The sequence below is a fragment of the Vibrio anguillarum genome (assembly GCF_001989995.2).
Classification (GTDB): Bacteria; Pseudomonadota; Gammaproteobacteria; order Enterobacterales; family Vibrionaceae; genus Vibrio; species Vibrio anguillarum.
Map to the genome: position 1 here is coordinate 14519 of NZ_JAHGUP010000009.1, position 14955 is coordinate 29473.

The following is a 14955-nucleotide window of genomic DNA, read 5'->3' on the forward strand; positions in this document are numbered from 1 at the left end:
TTTAGCTAAATCAGCAGAGATTACTGGCACTCTTGTGCGGTTTGCCGAACTCGGTGAGCTAATTGCTGGTACTGCTCGGCAATTGTCTCACCAAATACTGGATCATCTTCGGATTGTTGCCAGCTCGCCTCCACCGCTTGCCAATCAGCCACATTAAAGGTGCGGCTGATCAAAGGTAAAACCGATTGTTCTTCTAACTCCAGATGACGCTTCTGGGAAGAAATAAATGCATCAAGCTGCTCGATGAACACGTGCTGTGGTACAACAGCATCTTGCAAAATCATATCGACAATCTCTAGAAAAGCATGAGTTTTCTCAGAAAGTTCTACATGTTCTCTCGCTAAATTTTGAATATCATTATGTTGACCATAATGATCAATATAATAGTGATAGAGAATATCTTCTTTGGGGTGGTGTACTGACTCTGAATGTGTCGCCAAGTAGTCAATAATCTCTCTCACTAAAGAGTAGTTGATACTTTGTTCATTACTCAATTGCCGTTGTTTATCTCGCAAAATGGCAAGCAAACGCGCCATATACCCGTGTTCTCTACGGATCCTTTCAATCATCATTGTGCTTCTCCATTACACTTATTTTAGATTAGTGTATAAAAGCTTCAGCGTGCTTGTTTTGACCCTGCTCGAAAAAACATCAATTAATCACTTATCCAATACGGGTTGCCAACTCACCGGCGCTTTTCCCTGCTCAATAAGTAATTGATTAGTCTTTGAAAAATGTTTACAGCCCAAAAAGCCTCGATGCGCAGAAAGAGGGGAAGGATGCGGTGCTACTAATACATGATGTTTACTGCGATCAATCATGCTGCCTTTCTTCTGCGCGTGTGAACCCCACAGCAGGAAGACAACACCTTCACGCTGCTGATTTACCGCCTCAATCACCCGATCGGTGAAGGTTTCCCAACCAGTATTAGCGTGCGAATGCGCCATACCTTGTTCAACGGTCAATACGGTATTGAGCAATAGCACCCCTTGCTCGGCCCAACTTTTTAGGTAACCGTGCTGAGGAGTAACAAAACCGGGGATATCTTGCATCAGCTCTTTGTAGATATTCACCAGTGAAGGTGGGGTTTTAACGCCGGGTAACACCGAAAAACATAACCCATGAGCCTGATTTGGCCCGTGATAAGGATCTTGCCCTAAAATCACAACCTTAACATCGCCAAATTCGGTAAAACGAAACGCATTAAACGCGTCAGCAGCAGGTGGATAAATCACTTTCCCCGCCAGCCTTTCCTTTTCAACAAACACTATCGTCTGTTGAAAATACTCCTGCTGTTTTTCATGGCCGATAACATCGTGCCAAGTCAATGATTGAGTCATAACAACGCTCTGCAAATTAACTAATTACCGCATTGTAACCATAAAAAGCCACCACTGCATGAGTCAATGTCACAGAGCTTTTGCCAGTTAATGTGATTTTTGTGGCGTTCGAGTATGCCCTTGACCGTTCACATGTCGGTTAGGTATAGGCAATCGGACTGGTGGTCGAGCTATTGATGATGAACGTGAGATCAAATGAAACATAGTGACATCCTCCTTCATTTTGACGCGGCTATGCCTTTGTCTTTATGAAAGAAAGATGCCAACTTATTCAAGATGCTACTGAATCTACCGATTGTGCGTGTAGATCTCTTAATGTTTGAATTTCTTGGGCCCAAATGTCTGGATCGATTGTCTCTAAAATCAATGGGATACCATCAAACCTTGCATCTTTGGCAATAAATTCAAAGCATGGCCAACCAATTTCGCCTTGCCCTAGAGAATGATGGCGGTCAACACGGCTGGCAAACTTTGCCTTTGAGTCGTTGATGTGCATTGCACGTAAGTAGTGCATTCCCACCACGCTATCAAACTCTGAAAAGGTTGCCTCGCACGCCTCAACTGTGCGCAAATCATAACCTGCAGTAAAAGTATGACACGTGTCAAGGCACACACCTACTCGCGATTTATCCTCAACTTGCTGGATAATTTCGGCTAAATGTTCGAAACGCCAGCCTAGATTCGTCCCCTGCCCTGCGGTGTTTTCAATCACAGCAACGACCTCAGGCACGGCTTGATGTGCAAGGTTTATCGATTCTGAAATTGTCGCAAGACATTCACTTTCTGAGACTTGTTTAAGGTGACTACCCGGATGAAAATTCAGAAGCGTCAGCCCCAGTTGCTGGCAACGTTGCATTTCATCAATAAAAGCTTCGCGTGACTTAGCAAGCTTATCGGCTTCTGGCGCGCCCAGATTAATAAGGTATGAATCATGCGGCAAAATGTGTTCACTTTTAAAACCAAGCATGTGACAGTTAGCCTTAAAAGCGCGAATGGTTGCCTCTTCGAGCGGTTTAGCAACCCACTGGCGCTGGTTTTTAGTGAATAAAGCAAATGCATTTGCTCCAATTTCTCTCGCTCTCAATGGGGCTTGGTCAACGCCACCAGAGGCCGATACATGAGCACCAATAAATTTCATTCCACGGCCCTGAATTCTATTTGTCATTAAATCACTTTGTACTTTCAACATTGGACTTCAATTGTCTGATTTTCTGTTACTTAGGTCAAACACGCGCTAAAAATGTAGTAAAATTACAACAAAACAATATATAAAAAATATTTTATGTATTAAAAAAAAATAGAACTCGTTGTTTTTAAATGCTTTATTGATTTAAATCAATAAAATAAACCCCATATTATCAATGTTTATCGTTGTTTTTTGACCTAAATCAATATTAATTTTAAGGATATTAGCTATATAATAACCAACTCAACAAAGTTAGAAAATAAACACCAATAACGCCACTTAAGTGGACTAGGAGATAGTGATGATTCAAGGCATTCAAATTACAAAAGCAGCAAACGACAACCTACTAAATTCTATCTGGTTACTCGATAACGAAAAGAATGAAGCACGTTGCGTTGCCGCTAACGCAGGCTACCAAGCAGATCAAGTTATCGCGGTCAGCGACCTTGGTGAGTATGAAAGCCGTGAAGTTGCGATTGAAACAGCACCTCGCATCGAAGGCGGTCAGCACCTAAATGTGAACGTTCTTAAGCGTGAAACTCTTGAAGATGCCGTTGCACACCCTGAGAAGTATCCGCAACTGACGATTCGTGTTTCTGGTTACGCTGTTCGTTTCAACTCATTGACTCAAGAACAGCAACGTGACGTTATCGCACGTACTTTCACTGAGACGCTATAATCATAGCGTTGATGAGAATATTCATATCCAAAAATGGCGCTCAATGAGCGCCATTTTTATCGTTAGAGGAATATCATCCTGACTTCAATAAGATGAAATCAGGATCTCTTTAAGGCTGAACGCGTCTTAACACCGTTTTTAGAGCGTCAAAATCATTGTCTAACTCTTCAGAAAGCAACGTCATCACTGCATGTTTTGCAAGAGGAGCTGGTAATTCAATGTCAGTGCCTAGCACATCGTCAACGACTTCTTTAAATTTGGCAGGGTGCGCAGTACACAAAAATAGCCCCGTTTCTCCCGCTTGTAACTGCTCATCCAAAACTCGATACGCAATGGCACCATGCGGTTCACACAAATAACCTTGCGCGTAAAGTTCACGAACTGAATCCGCACTTTGTGCATCAGATACCGCACCTTTACCTAAGGTATCTAGCCCCCAGCCCTTTAAGCGACAAAGCTCTTCGATGCGCGGCCAGTTGTTCGGCTGACTCACATCCATCGCATTCGATGTGGTCGCGACAGTGGGTTTTGGATCCCATTGACCCGTTTCTAAGTAACGAGGAACGGTATCATTGGCATTGGTTGCCGCGATAAAACGCTTGATTGGTAAGCCCAATGCTTTTGCCAACAGACCAGCGGTTAGGTTGCCAAAGTTGCCACTCGGTACGGAGATGACTAAGTTTTCACGCTGCGCTTTGCTTAATTGTGATGCGGCCTCAAAGTAGTAGCAAATTTGTGCCATTAATCGGCTGATATTGATTGAATTTGCAGAGTTTAAACCGATCTCTTGGCGAAGCTTAGCGTCATCAAAAGCCTGCTTAACTAACGCTTGGCAAGCATCAAAGTCACCATTTATCGCGACAGTGTGAATATTGTTGCCCAGAGTGCAGAAGAGTTTTTCCTGTAACGGGCTGATCTTACCTTTAGGGTAAAGTATCACGACCTTGATGTCGGGCATTCCATAAAAGGCATGAGCCACCGCAGCGCCAGTATCACCAGAAGTCGCGGTTAAAATGGTGATCTGTCCACCATTTGAAACGGCGGCCAGTGACTGCGCCATAAAGCGACCACCAAAATCTTTAAATGCCAGCGTTGGGCCGTGGAAAAGCTCTAGAGCATAAATGCCGTCTTTCACTTGCTTAATCGGTGCTGGAAACTGAAAAGCCGCATCAACCATCGCATTCACTTGCTCTGCGGGTAATTCATCACCAATCAAGGCGCTGAGAATTTTTGTACTACGAGAGATAAAATCTTCGGCTAGTAACGCGTCAATATCTTCAAACTGAGGCAACTCTGCTGGGAAAAACAGCCCTTGATTGCGTCCTAACCCTTGGCGTACGGCTTGGCCAAAAGAGACTTGTTCATCATTTTCTTTTATGTTGTAAAGCTTCATAGAGCACTTCCTGTAACGGTCGAGCCATTTTTGTCTAAGCGACAAATATGGACGAATCCTTCTTCATTTTGTACATAATGTTGTTCAAGCCAACGAGCAACTCGCTCGGCAACCTCTTTTTCTTTGCAAATACTGAACAGTGTTGGGCCACTGCCGGAAATGCCAGTGGTGAGCGCTCCGGCTGATGCAGCGTATTTACGCGCATCCGAAAAGCCGGGCAGAAGTTTCTCACGATACGGTTCAGCAATCACGTCTTTGATCAGTTTAGCCGCTAGCTCAGGCTGACCTGAGTGACAAGCATGAATGAAACCTGCGAGATGACGACCATGCGCAATGATGTCCTGTCGACGATATTGTGAAGGTAAGATCGCTCGCGCTTCGGCTGTGGAAACTTTAATCCCAGGATACGCCATCACCCAATACCAATCGTCAAAACAAGGCACTTCTTGGCTGATGATACCTAGCTCTTCAAGCATCAATTGCACGCCGCCTAAGTAGCAGGGGGCAACGTTATCATAATGTATACCGCCTGAAATTTTACCTTCCATTTCACCCATCAGCGCTAAAAGCTCAGTCTGATTAAGTGGGTTACCGTGAAACTGGTTCAACGCATCTAAAGCTGCAACAATTGAACAAGCACTCGAACCTAAGCCTGAACCAATCGGCATATTTTTTTCTAACGTCATTTGCAACGGCTTTACTGCAATGCTCTTTTTTTCAAGCTCTCTGGCAAAAACAAGCCAGCAATCGTAAACAATATTCTGCTTTGGATCTTCTGGCAGCTTGTCGACAAAGCGACCTGCAGTTTCGAGTACAAAAGGTTCGCTGCCCGCTTTAACTTCAACACGATCCCCCAATAAACTGCCATCAATTGGCGACACAGCCGCCCCTAAAACATCAAACCCAACGCTCACATTACCAATTGAAGCTGGGGCATACACCACCACACTCATGTCACTTGAACTCATCAATTAAACCCCTAACTTCCAACCTAAGGTGCGCATCACATCAGAGAACACCCCTGCTGCTGTTACTTCTGTACCCGCCCCATAACCACGCAACACCAATGGAATCGGTTGGTAATAACGGCTATAAAACGCCAGTGCATTCTCACCATCTTTGACTTTAAACATTGGGTCATTTTCATCGACCACTGCAATTTTCACCTTGCATTGGCCTTCTGATATTTCACCAACATAACGTAATACCTTACCTTCGGCTGCTGCCTTAGTGGATAACTCTTGGAAATAAGCATCAGCCTGCGGCAAGCGCGCCATAAACTCTTCAACTGTACCCGAAATATCAAAACCCGGTGGCAAAGCAAGATCGACTTTTACGTCATCCAGTTCTAAAGGCATTCCCGCCTCACGAGCTAAAATTAACAGCTTACGAGCCACATCCATTCCCGACAGATCATCACGAGGGTCAGGCTCAGTAAAACCTTTGTCTTTAGCTAGCTGCGTAGCTTGACTAAAAGTCATACCTTCATCCAGCTTGCCGAAAATAAACGAGAGAGAGCCAGATAAAATACCGCTGAATTTTTCCAACTCATCACCAGCAGCAATGAGATTTTGCAAGTTTTCAATCACAGGTAAACCAGCACCAACCGTCGTTTCGTACATCAGTTTACGGCGCGAGTTGCGCGCCACTTCACGCAGCTGGTGATAGTAGGCCATGCTTGCGGTATTGGCTTTTTTATTAGGCGTCACAACATGAAAACCCGCAGCCAGAAATTCGGCGTACTGGTTGGCAATCACTTCACTGGAAGTACAATCAACTAAGACAGGGTTAATGATATGGTTACGCTGCACTAGAGAGATAAGCCTTGCGAGGCTAAATTCTTCACTCGCGCTATGCATTCGATCACGCCAATGCTCCAGCGGCAAGCCTTCGCTATCCAGCAATAGTGCCTTACTATTCGCAAGGCCACACACTCGAATCACAATTCCTTTATCGGCTAGTTTGGCTTGCTGACGATGAATTTGGTCAACTAATTCGCCTCCGACACCGCCGACACCGACCACAAACACATCCAAGAAATGCTTAGAATTGAAAAGATTTTCATGACAAGCCTTGATCGCTTCTGAAATTTTATCTTCTGGAATCACCGCCGAAATAGCTCGCTCGGAAGAGCCTTGTGCAATGGCAACAATATTGACGTGAACTTCAGCCAGCGATGAGAAAAATTGAGAAGCCACTCCGCGCGAAGTGCGCATGCCGTCACCAACCAGAGTGACAATCGCAACGTCATCCATAAACTCGACAGGCTCAAGTAGGCCATCTTTTAATTCCAGTTCAAACGCTTCCGATAATGCTCTTTTGGCAAGGGCTTTATCTTGCGCCTCAATACAGAAACTGATGCTGTATTCTGAAGAAGATTGTGTAATCAGCACAATAGAAACGCCTGCGGCAGACATCGCGCCAAACACACGGCTAGCCATGCCGACCATGCCTTTCATGCCAGGGCCGGAGACGTTGACCATAGTCAAATTATTGAGTGTAGTAATACCTTTGATAGCCAGCTTATCTTCACCTGTATCTTGACCAATCAGCGTGCCTGCGCCTTGAGGATTAAAACTGTTTTTGATAAGACACGGAATATGAAATTGTGCAATCGGTGCAATGGTTTTGGGATGTAACACTGACGCGCCAAAATACGAAAGCTCCATCGCTTCTTGGTAGCTGAGTGATTTTAATAAACGAGCATCCGCAACCAAACGTGGGTCACAGTTATAAACGCCATCGACATCGGTCCAAATCTCACAACAATCTGCACGTAAACATGCCGCAAGCACGGCTGCAGAATAATCCGAGCCATTACGGCCTAGACAGACCAATTCACCCTTTTCATTACCAGCCGTGAAACCCGGCATAATGTTAACATGCGCTTGCGGAAGTGGATTTTGCTTGAAATTTTGCGTGGAGATCTCAACATCAACCATTGCCTCAAGGTACTCTCCTTTAGCAAAAAGATATTGTACTGGATCAATCAGTGCAGCCGCTTGTCCTTTTGCTTCAAGTACCGCTTTCATCAGTTGGATAGAGACTCGCTCACCTTTACTGATAATGCGCGCATTGACGTTGTCTGGGCACATACCGAGTAAATTAATGCCGTGTACAAATTGACGCAGCTGAGACAGTGACGTTTTTACTTGATTGTCAAAAGCGGCCGAATCCACATTAGGTAATTGTGCTTTGATGCCAGCGAGTAGATCGAAAAATGAGAATTCAAGCTCCGCTATTTGGCGTTCTGCTTCGCCATTACGCAAAGCACTCTCAATAACTGCCACTAATTTATTGGTGGTTTTTCCCGGTGCAGAGAGCACAACGGCGACTTCTTCTTGCTGTACATTGTTAACGATGATATCTGCCGCCCTTAAAAAACGATCAGCATCGGCTAACGATGAACCTCCAAACTTTAATACTCGCATCCCTTCCTCCAAAACAGTTCAAATTGGTATAAAAAAAGGCCTGTATCTGGTGGGATACAGGCCTTTTTTGTAAAAACTTTTCGCTCAGCGGCCCGCCCCAACATGTGTCATGTCGGTAATAATAATGGTGGTTGTCATTACTACTAGGCTGCGCTGTAACATAGAAAAATTTAAATACTCGTGTGTTTAATTGCCTTTACGTTTACCTTACTTCGTCATCATTAGTCAACGAAAATCTGCTATTTTTTATAGTCATTCCGAATTAATCAAATTAAAAAACACAACACAAATAAGATACTTATTGCACATTAAGCACAACCATTTTACACATAAGCAAATAACAAAATGCTATATACATAACGCTGTCATCGTGTGAAATTTGTGCTTTAATTGTTGTTACCGCAGTGGACGCAGTAACTCAAAACAAGAATAAGGAGAGGCAGATGAAACTAAAAGTTGCACTATGTTTATTTCTGCTTGTTTCTTTATCTAGCATGGCCAATACCTTACCTGCACTTCCTTCTTCACAGAGCCAATCTCCACATCGCTTATTTCTTTCAAGCGAAAGTGATGGTCAACAATTTGATAGTTGGACTATTGATGGCGGTTATTCTTATAACCTTTTTGACAATTTAGATCTGTACATTGGAGCGAGGATAAATAATTCCGACTACGGATCCGAAAGTGGTTTTTTAAGTGGCCTCAGCTACCAGCTAACCCCCAAATTATCACTAAAAAGCACCTTGCGTTCAGCCGCCAGTAATCCGAATAATACGAGCAGTGCTGATGCTATGGCGGCGGAGCTATCTAGCCGACTTCAACTGTCAGAAAACGTTGATTTACATGCCACCCTTGATTATCAAGAGTGGCAACAAGGCGTTCAATTTGGGGTGGGTTTCAGATTCTAGTGCCAGTCTAGCACTTGAGTTGACGTTAAAACACCATTCCAATCGGCATAAACATAGTCACCCGGCTGAATCATCTGGTTGAGGATAGTCAGCGTCACATTAATTTCGCCTGCACCTCTCTTATCGGTCTTAAGTGGACAACTCGCTAACGCTTTCACGCCTAAATCCATTTGCGATAACGCAGCAACATCGCGTATCGCTCCATAAATGATGACCCCTTCCCAACCGTTTTCAATCGCCATGATCGCCAGTTGGTCACCCAATAAGGCTCTTTGACACGAACCGTTACCATCGACGACTAAAACTTTACCTTTACCATTTTGGCTTAATACGTCACGAACTTTAGAGTTATCGTGATAGCAACGCACGGTGACAATTTGCCCCCAAAAAGCACTCCTTAAACCAAAAGTTTGCAAAGGCAAATCCAATATATTGATTTGCGATTCAAATTTATCGCAAATATCTGGTGTGATATCTATCATCCTTCTTCCTTGATTATTGTTTATTATTTTCATCTGACACATTAGACGCGCTGTAAAACCACAGCTCAATGAACCATAATGCCAGATACTTTACTCACCTATTCATACAAACGATGCAAAGAAAAACCCGCTGAGAATGAGCATAACTTGGCGGCCAACTGCATTTAAAAGACTGAATATTCATATTGGTGACATCCATAATAGTGCGATATCCCCCGCTGTAAACGTTGATTTTTTACGCAATTCCCATTTTTTGACAAGTATCGAGTTAACAAGTTCTTTGCTGGTAAATTTCTATGTGAGGTAAAGCCCATTACGCCTAATGCTACCATCCCCAGCGAAAATCCCCAAAAAGCATGCTATTTGCATGGGTAATGTGGTGTAAATTTACAACTGCTTAAGACGATTAATATTTGTTACATTAGAACTCTTGATGTAAATCAACAAAGTGATTGGAATTAACATTCTGCCGTTGTTAGCATGCTGTTAACATTATAGAATCCGCCTTAAAGACTAGTAGAACACCGAGGGTATGGAGACCTCAATGCAAGATATGCCTAAGGACGGCGGGCAACTGAAGTAAGTGTTTTTTTCAAAACTTTAGTTTATTATCGGCAGCAGATTACCTGTATGTTGCAATTTTTTGCCTACAATTAATTCTATTAGCACAATTTTTTCACAAGTTTAGGTACCGCCAATGCAAACCCCGCAGATTCTTATCGTTGAAGATGAGCAAGTAACTCGTAACACTCTTAAGAGTATTTTTGAAGCAGAGGGATACGCTGTTTTTGAGGCCAGTAACGGTGAAGAGATGCACCATGTGCTGTCTGATAACCCCATTAACTTGGTCATTATGGACATCAATTTACCAGGTAAAAACGGCCTTCTGTTAGCTCGTGAGCTTCGTGAACAGGCTAATGTTGCACTGATGTTTTTGACTGGTCGTGATAATGAAGTTGATAAAATCCTCGGTTTAGAGATCGGGGCTGATGACTACATCACCAAACCATTTAACCCACGTGAACTGACGATTCGTGCTCGTAATCTTCTAGGTCGTTCAATGAATACCAATACGACTCAAGAAGAGAAACGCAGTGTGGAAAAATATGAGTTCAACGGTTGGGTATTGGATATCAATAGCCGCTCTTTAGTGAATCCGGATGGTGAAGGCTACAAGCTTCCTCGCTCAGAATTCCGCGCTTTACTGCACTTCTGTGAGAACCCAGGAAAAATCCAAACTCGCGCAGATTTGCTTAAAAAGATGACTGGCCGTGAATTGAAACCACACGACAGAACAGTAGATGTGACGATTCGTCGTATCCGTAAACACTTTGAATCAGTATCAGGTACGCCAGAGATCATCGCCACAATTCATGGCGAAGGCTACCGCTTCTGTGGTGATCTAGAAGACTAAGCGTCTACCCCCAGATAGTTAGAAGCCCTTTAACCTCAGGTTAAAGGGCTTTTTTCATGGCTGACTACTGCGCGTGGAGCCGTTCTATAAATCTAATAGACTTTGTCGATGAAGACACTCTTTTCGATAAGCCACTGCGCTGTTGTACCATCGCTCAATTGCAAAGCTACATTAACGGGCTTATCCACATTAAGCTGCATCGGCCATTCAAACACAACTTCCCATTGATCTTCACTTTGAGTCCGTAAATCTAACGATTCACTGCCCACCAGCCAATTTTTATCCCTTTGCTGGACCATCAACGCATCGATCGTTAAATTGGCAGGTAATATTGCCGACGAATCCAATCTTAATGTCCCATGCACAAGAGGTATTTCGCTCTCATTAGCTGTAGGCATTTGATTGATCCAAAGGTTACTTTTCAACCCAATGGTGATATTTGATATCACGGCACTGCTGTCCTGCAGCCAATTCACTTGCGGTGAACTACAGCCAGATAGTAGCGCCATGACTAATGAAGCCAACCCGATTTTTTTCATACCATTACCTTTGAGTTAACCATTGTTTCAAGACTTGAATATCGTGTTGATACCCATTTTTAATTTCATCTATCCAGTCACCAATATTTTCCCACCAAGCAGGTAGCTCTGGCGACTGTGCCTTTTGTGCAACGTTTTGGATGTGTTTCAAACCAATTGAACCCGCAGCACCCTTGATTTTGTGTGCTTCTGAAACAATGCCTGCTTGATCTTTTGCTACCATATTGGAATCTAGCACTTCAACGTAACTGGGCATCATCTGCTCGAACATTTGGATACTTTCCAGCACAGGTTTCGGGCCAACAATATCGATATAAGACTCAAGCATTTCAAGATCGAGCAAATGCGTGTTCAACTCACTGTGTTCTTTTGAAGCAGCCTTAAACTTAGCGTCGGCAAGTTGAATCGCCTCACTATGGGTGAATTTTGCAATCACCTCTTGAATCGCCAGTACTGACAATGGTTTACTGATCGCGTCATCCATCCCTTTCTCTAGATATTCAGCTTTATTTTTCAATACGTTGGCGGTCAATGCGACTAATGGCGGAAGGTTATCATAAGTTTCTCGGTAAAACGCAGCGACATCAAACCCGGTCATGTCTGGCAGTTGAATGTCGAGGAAAACCAGATCGTACTCTTGCGGCACAAATTTTTGTTTGGCTTCTTCACCTGTCATAGCGACGGTAACCGTGTGTCCTAAACTTTCTAGCAAAGAACGAGCAACTGTAATATTGAGCTCAATATCTTCAACCATAAAAATGGCTAAACTTTTTTGAGGAACGGGTAACGTTGGTTTGAATTGGTCATCCTGTGCCAAAGGCACACGAATTGAAACGGTGAAAGTGCTACCAAAACCTTCTTCACTGCTCACAGAAATATCACCATCCATCAAGTTGATTAACTGGCGAGATACCGCTAAGCCAATCCCCGTGCCAACAGCGTGTAAATTGTCCTTACCCGATTTAACTTGGTAATACATGGCGAAGATTTTATCGAGTTCAGCTTCCGGTATACCAATGCCTGTGTCTTCAACTTCCATGGTAATGCGCGCAAACTTATCCTCAATGTCAGCGCAGACCGTCATGACGACGCCACCTTCTTTGGTAAATTTCATCGCATTGCTTATCAGGTTCCACAATACCTGACGCAGGCGCGTAGCATCCACTTCAATCGCAACAGGTAAATCACTGAGCCGTTCGAGATCAAACCTAAGCCCTTTTTGCTCTGCCATCAACGCCGAGATGCTTTCAATTTCAGCAACAAATTCTTCAAAATTCAACGGCGCTGGCAGTAGTTCTAGTTTCCGGCGGTCAAACTTATCCATATCAATGATATCGTTGAAAATATTACCTAACGTAATGGCACTGACATTAATGGTCTGCATGTACTTACGCTGTTCTGGGGTCATGGGGCTATCGAGCAACATGCGGCTCAAACCAACGATACCGTTGAGTGGTGTGCGCAATTCGTGGCTGATGGTCGAAATAAAGGTGGTTTTATCCCGGCTCGCTTTTTCCAAAGACTCTTGATTGCGTTTACGTTCGGTAATGTCTCGCCCAAAGCCCACCAACCCTAAGTGGCGGCCATCTTTGCTGTAAAAAGGGACTTTACGCAGTTCAAAATAGTTTTTGCGGCCATCAGGGTATTCAAGCCACTGCTCATAAGTGATGGCTTGATTGTCAGCAAACACTTTTTCGTCAGTTTCAACGATCTGTTGCGCGACTTCTTTGCTATAGACATCCCACGGAGTTAACCCAACTAACTGATGCTCACGCTTGCCCGTTAGCTCTTCCATCGCTCGGTTGCAGCCAGAAAAAACGCCGTTCGCATTACGGTAGTAAATCAGATCAGGAGAGGCATCGATAAAAGAGCGCAATAAGGCGGTTCTTTCTGCCAATTCAAGCTGCGTTTTTTCGCGTTGATAGACCTCATTTTCTAAATCGGCCATCGCCTCTTCACGCGCTTCCTCTGCCTTAATTCGCTCTTCAATTTCTTGGTTGAGTTTTTCGATATTTTGCTGAAGCTTATAATTGAGCTCCTGATCTCGTGAGCGCATGTCTTTGAGCTTAGAAACCAACTTCGAGAGGCGTTGACGTGACTCTTCTAACTGATCGACCACCACTGAAAGAAAATAGACCGCCCAAGGCGTGATCAATAAACCAAAAAAGACGGAACGAACGATGTCGATATCATCAACATAACCATTGAGCACCAACGTGATACCAACTTGCACCACCACTGCCAAGGCCACTAAAGCGAGCGCTAGAAGAATGGAGAAACGGAGAATGCCCAGTTTGACCAATAGGTCGACATAGTACTGGGCAAGGTTTTTCATGGGTTTCATTAAACACTTCCATGTAATAACAGTGCCACTAGTCTAACGCGTTTAACGTCGATTCGTCAGCCAAGTTAATCACAAGGATTTGCGAAATTGCTTGAATCTTTAGCTGTTTGGAAGCGTATAGACAAACGGTCGACTTAAGCGTGAGCCTTGTGCTCCACCTTGATTAAGTGCTCGACCTATTTCGGTCATCGCAAGCCAACGATTTTCACACCACAGTGGCGCAAGCAGGGTCGGCCGCCGGGCGGCTGACGAGACTCGGTGATAAATGATCTCAGGTGGCGTCATTTGAATCAATTCACTCGCAATGGAAACATACTCTTCTAACGTTGGCGCTTGTAATTTTCCTGCTCGCCACGCTTTGGCCATCGTACTGCCTTCAACAATATGCAACCCATGTAACTTGATACCATCAGTGCCTACCGTTAAGACTTGCTTTAAGGTTTGAAGATTATCGGTACGCGTTTCTTTAGGTAGCCCCACAATGAGATGCGTGCATACTTTGATCCCCAAGGCTCGAGCGCGCTCAGTGATCAACGCATAACATTCAAAATCATGACCACGGTTGATCCGTTTGAGTGTTTGATTATTGGCGGTTTGCAAACCCAGTTCGAGCCAAATTTCAAAACCTTGTCGCACATAATCGGCCAATAAATCGAGCACAGCATCGGGTACACAATCAGGCCGAGTGCCAACGCATAACCCAACAATGTCAGCCGATTGAAGCGCTTGCTGATACATATTTTTCAACACCTGCACTTCTGCATAGGTACTGGTATAAGCTTGAAAATACGCGAGATATTTTTTGGCACGTTTGATTTCACCAGCGCGTTCTGTCAATTGCTGCTCAATACTTTGGGCTTGTGTTTCTTCATCAGCAAAAGAAGCGACATTACAGAAGGTGCAACCACCTCGCCCAATCGTGCCATCTCGATTCGGACAGCTAAAACCACCATGCAGGGTCAGCTTGTGAACTTTTTCGCCATAACGGCGCTGCAGATCTTGGCCGATCGTGTTAACCAGTTGATGTAATTGCATTGAAGAAATACCGCTTATAGATAGTAATGAATCTCAGTTAGATTTATGTAACTAAATTACATCCCTGCAAAATAAATTCACAAAGAGTAGCCGTATCAAACACTCTCCAACCTAACAAAAATCAATAAACATTCATAAAAACAGCGTTATTTGCTTAATGTTGCACCAATGTTAAACAGTACATGCATTTTTAACGAAAAAAAT

Annotated in this window: 14 protein-coding genes and 1 other annotated feature; of the genes, 3 read left to right on the forward strand and 11 right to left on the reverse strand. The window is 43.8% G+C overall.

The window, feature by feature from the left end; translation table 11 throughout:
- Window positions 1–20 precede the first annotated feature (20 nt).
- From PL85_RS01650 to nfo, 3 genes are all read right to left on the reverse strand, one after another.
- Window positions 21–572, reverse strand: a complete 552-nt coding sequence (locus PL85_RS01650) for a hemerythrin domain-containing protein (RefSeq protein WP_115339262.1) — start codon at window positions 570–572, stop codon at window positions 21–23.
- Between the two features lie 87 nt (window positions 573–659).
- Entirely contained in the window at window positions 660–1340 is a 681-nt protein-coding gene (gene ung, locus PL85_RS01655; RefSeq protein ID WP_115339263.1) for a uracil-DNA glycosylase, read from the reverse strand.
- A gap of 271 nt (window positions 1341–1611) precedes the next feature.
- The gene (nfo, locus tag PL85_RS01660) at window positions 1612–2529 is read right to left on the reverse strand and encodes a deoxyribonuclease IV (RefSeq protein WP_115339264.1); all 918 of its coding nucleotides are present in this window, start codon (window positions 2527–2529) and stop codon (window positions 1612–1614) included.
- Between the two features lie 298 nt (window positions 2530–2827).
- On the opposite strand from nfo, the gene grcA reads away from it, so the two are divergent.
- Window positions 2828–3205: an autonomous glycyl radical cofactor GrcA gene (grcA, locus tag PL85_RS01665; RefSeq protein WP_026027385.1), complete on the forward strand. Its 378-nt coding sequence runs from the start codon at window positions 2828–2830 to the stop codon at window positions 3203–3205.
- 109 nt (window positions 3206–3314) lie between these two features.
- Here grcA and thrC read toward each other — a convergent pair whose 3' ends face one another.
- The 4 genes from thrC to thrL form a co-directional block, all read right to left on the reverse strand.
- Entirely contained in the window at window positions 3315–4598 is a 1284-nt protein-coding gene (gene thrC, locus PL85_RS01670) for a threonine synthase (RefSeq protein ID WP_017047475.1), read from the reverse strand.
- Window positions 4595–5551, reverse strand: a complete 957-nt coding sequence (gene thrB, locus PL85_RS01675; protein ID WP_026027386.1) for a homoserine kinase — start codon at window positions 5549–5551, stop codon at window positions 4595–4597. The genes thrC and thrB overlap by 4 nt, the downstream gene beginning before the upstream one ends.
- Before the next feature lie 18 nt (window positions 5552–5569).
- Window positions 5570–8029, reverse strand: a complete 2460-nt coding sequence (gene thrA, locus PL85_RS01680; protein ID WP_115339265.1) for a bifunctional aspartate kinase/homoserine dehydrogenase I — start codon at window positions 8027–8029, stop codon at window positions 5570–5572.
- 29 nt (window positions 8030–8058) lie between these two features.
- Window positions 8059–8176 (reverse strand) — a sequence feature (Thr leader region).
- Window positions 8114–8191: a thr operon leader peptide gene (gene thrL, locus PL85_RS01685; RefSeq protein ID WP_100208354.1), complete on the reverse strand. Its 78-nt coding sequence runs from the start codon at window positions 8189–8191 to the stop codon at window positions 8114–8116. Its footprint overlaps the feature before it by 63 nt.
- 242 nt (window positions 8192–8433) lie before the next feature.
- Between thrL and PL85_RS01690 the strand changes: the two genes are divergently transcribed.
- Window positions 8434–8937 (forward strand): hypothetical protein, encoded by a 504-nt coding sequence (locus PL85_RS01690; protein ID WP_094129844.1) that lies wholly within the window; start codon window positions 8434–8436, stop codon window positions 8935–8937.
- Here the strand turns inward: PL85_RS01690 and PL85_RS01695 are convergent.
- On the reverse strand, window positions 8934–9419 hold the full coding sequence (locus PL85_RS01695) for an RraA family protein (protein ID WP_459559266.1): 486 nt from the start codon (window positions 9417–9419) through the stop codon (window positions 8934–8936). The genes PL85_RS01690 and PL85_RS01695 overlap by 4 nt on opposite strands.
- Before the next feature lie 697 nt (window positions 9420–10116).
- Here PL85_RS01695 and arcA point away from each other — a divergent pair.
- Entirely contained in the window at window positions 10117–10833 is a 717-nt protein-coding gene (gene arcA / locus PL85_RS01700) for a two-component system response regulator ArcA (protein ID WP_013856108.1), read from the forward strand.
- A gap of 92 nt (window positions 10834–10925) precedes the next feature.
- On the opposite strand, the gene PL85_RS01705 is transcribed toward arcA, so the two are convergent.
- The 3 genes from PL85_RS01705 to mnmL all read right to left on the reverse strand — a co-directional run bounded on the left by PL85_RS01705 (window position 10926) and on the right by mnmL (window position 14751).
- Window positions 10926–11372, reverse strand: coding sequence for a hypothetical protein (locus PL85_RS01705; RefSeq protein ID WP_013856107.1), 447 nt, complete (start codon window positions 11370–11372; stop codon window positions 10926–10928).
- Window positions 11373–11376: 4 nt separating this feature from the next.
- A complete protein-coding gene (gene arcB / locus PL85_RS01710; RefSeq protein ID WP_115339267.1) occupies window positions 11377–13716 on the reverse strand; it encodes an aerobic respiration two-component sensor histidine kinase ArcB in 2340 nt (779 codons plus the stop codon).
- Window positions 13717–13815: 99 nt separating this feature from the next.
- A complete protein-coding gene (gene mnmL / locus PL85_RS01715; protein WP_115339268.1) occupies window positions 13816–14751 on the reverse strand; it encodes a tRNA modification radical SAM protein MnmL/YtqA in 936 nt (311 codons plus the stop codon).
- Between the last annotated feature and the right edge of the window lie 204 nt (window positions 14752–14955).

Excerpts from the sequence above, each read along its gene's own strand:
- PL85_RS01650 (WP_115339262.1), bottom strand. The coding sequence starts at position 572 with ATGATGATTGAAAGGATCCGTAGAGAACACGGGTATATGGCGCGTTTG.
- ung (WP_115339263.1), bottom strand. The coding sequence starts at position 1,340 with ATGACTCAATCATTGACTTGGCACGATGTTATCGGCCATGAAAAACAG.
- nfo (WP_115339264.1), bottom strand. The coding sequence starts at position 2,529 with ATGTTGAAAGTACAAAGTGATTTAATGACAAATAGAATTCAGGGCCGT.
- grcA (WP_026027385.1), top strand. The coding sequence starts at position 2,828 with ATGATTCAAGGCATTCAAATTACAAAAGCAGCAAACGACAACCTACTA.
- thrC (WP_017047475.1), bottom strand. The coding sequence starts at position 4,598 with ATGAAGCTTTACAACATAAAAGAAAATGATGAACAAGTCTCTTTTGGC.
- thrB (WP_026027386.1), bottom strand. The coding sequence starts at position 5,551 with ATGAGTGTGGTGGTGTATGCCCCAGCTTCAATTGGTAATGTGAGCGTT.
- thrA (WP_115339265.1), bottom strand. The coding sequence starts at position 8,029 with ATGCGAGTATTAAAGTTTGGAGGTTCATCGTTAGCCGATGCTGATCGT.
- thrL (WP_100208354.1), bottom strand. The coding sequence starts at position 8,191 with ATGTTACAGCGCAGCCTAGTAGTAATGACAACCACCATTATTATTACC.
- PL85_RS01695 (WP_459559266.1), bottom strand. The coding sequence starts at position 9,419 with ATGATAGATATCACACCAGATATTTGCGATAAATTTGAATCGCAAATC.
- arcA (WP_013856108.1), top strand. The coding sequence starts at position 10,117 with ATGCAAACCCCGCAGATTCTTATCGTTGAAGATGAGCAAGTAACTCGT.
- PL85_RS01705 (WP_013856107.1), bottom strand. The coding sequence starts at position 11,372 with ATGAAAAAAATCGGGTTGGCTTCATTAGTCATGGCGCTACTATCTGGC.
- arcB (WP_115339267.1), bottom strand. The coding sequence starts at position 13,716 with ATGAAACCCATGAAAAACCTTGCCCAGTACTATGTCGACCTATTGGTC.
- mnmL (WP_115339268.1), bottom strand. The coding sequence starts at position 14,751 with ATGCAATTACATCAACTGGTTAACACGATCGGCCAAGATCTGCAGCGC.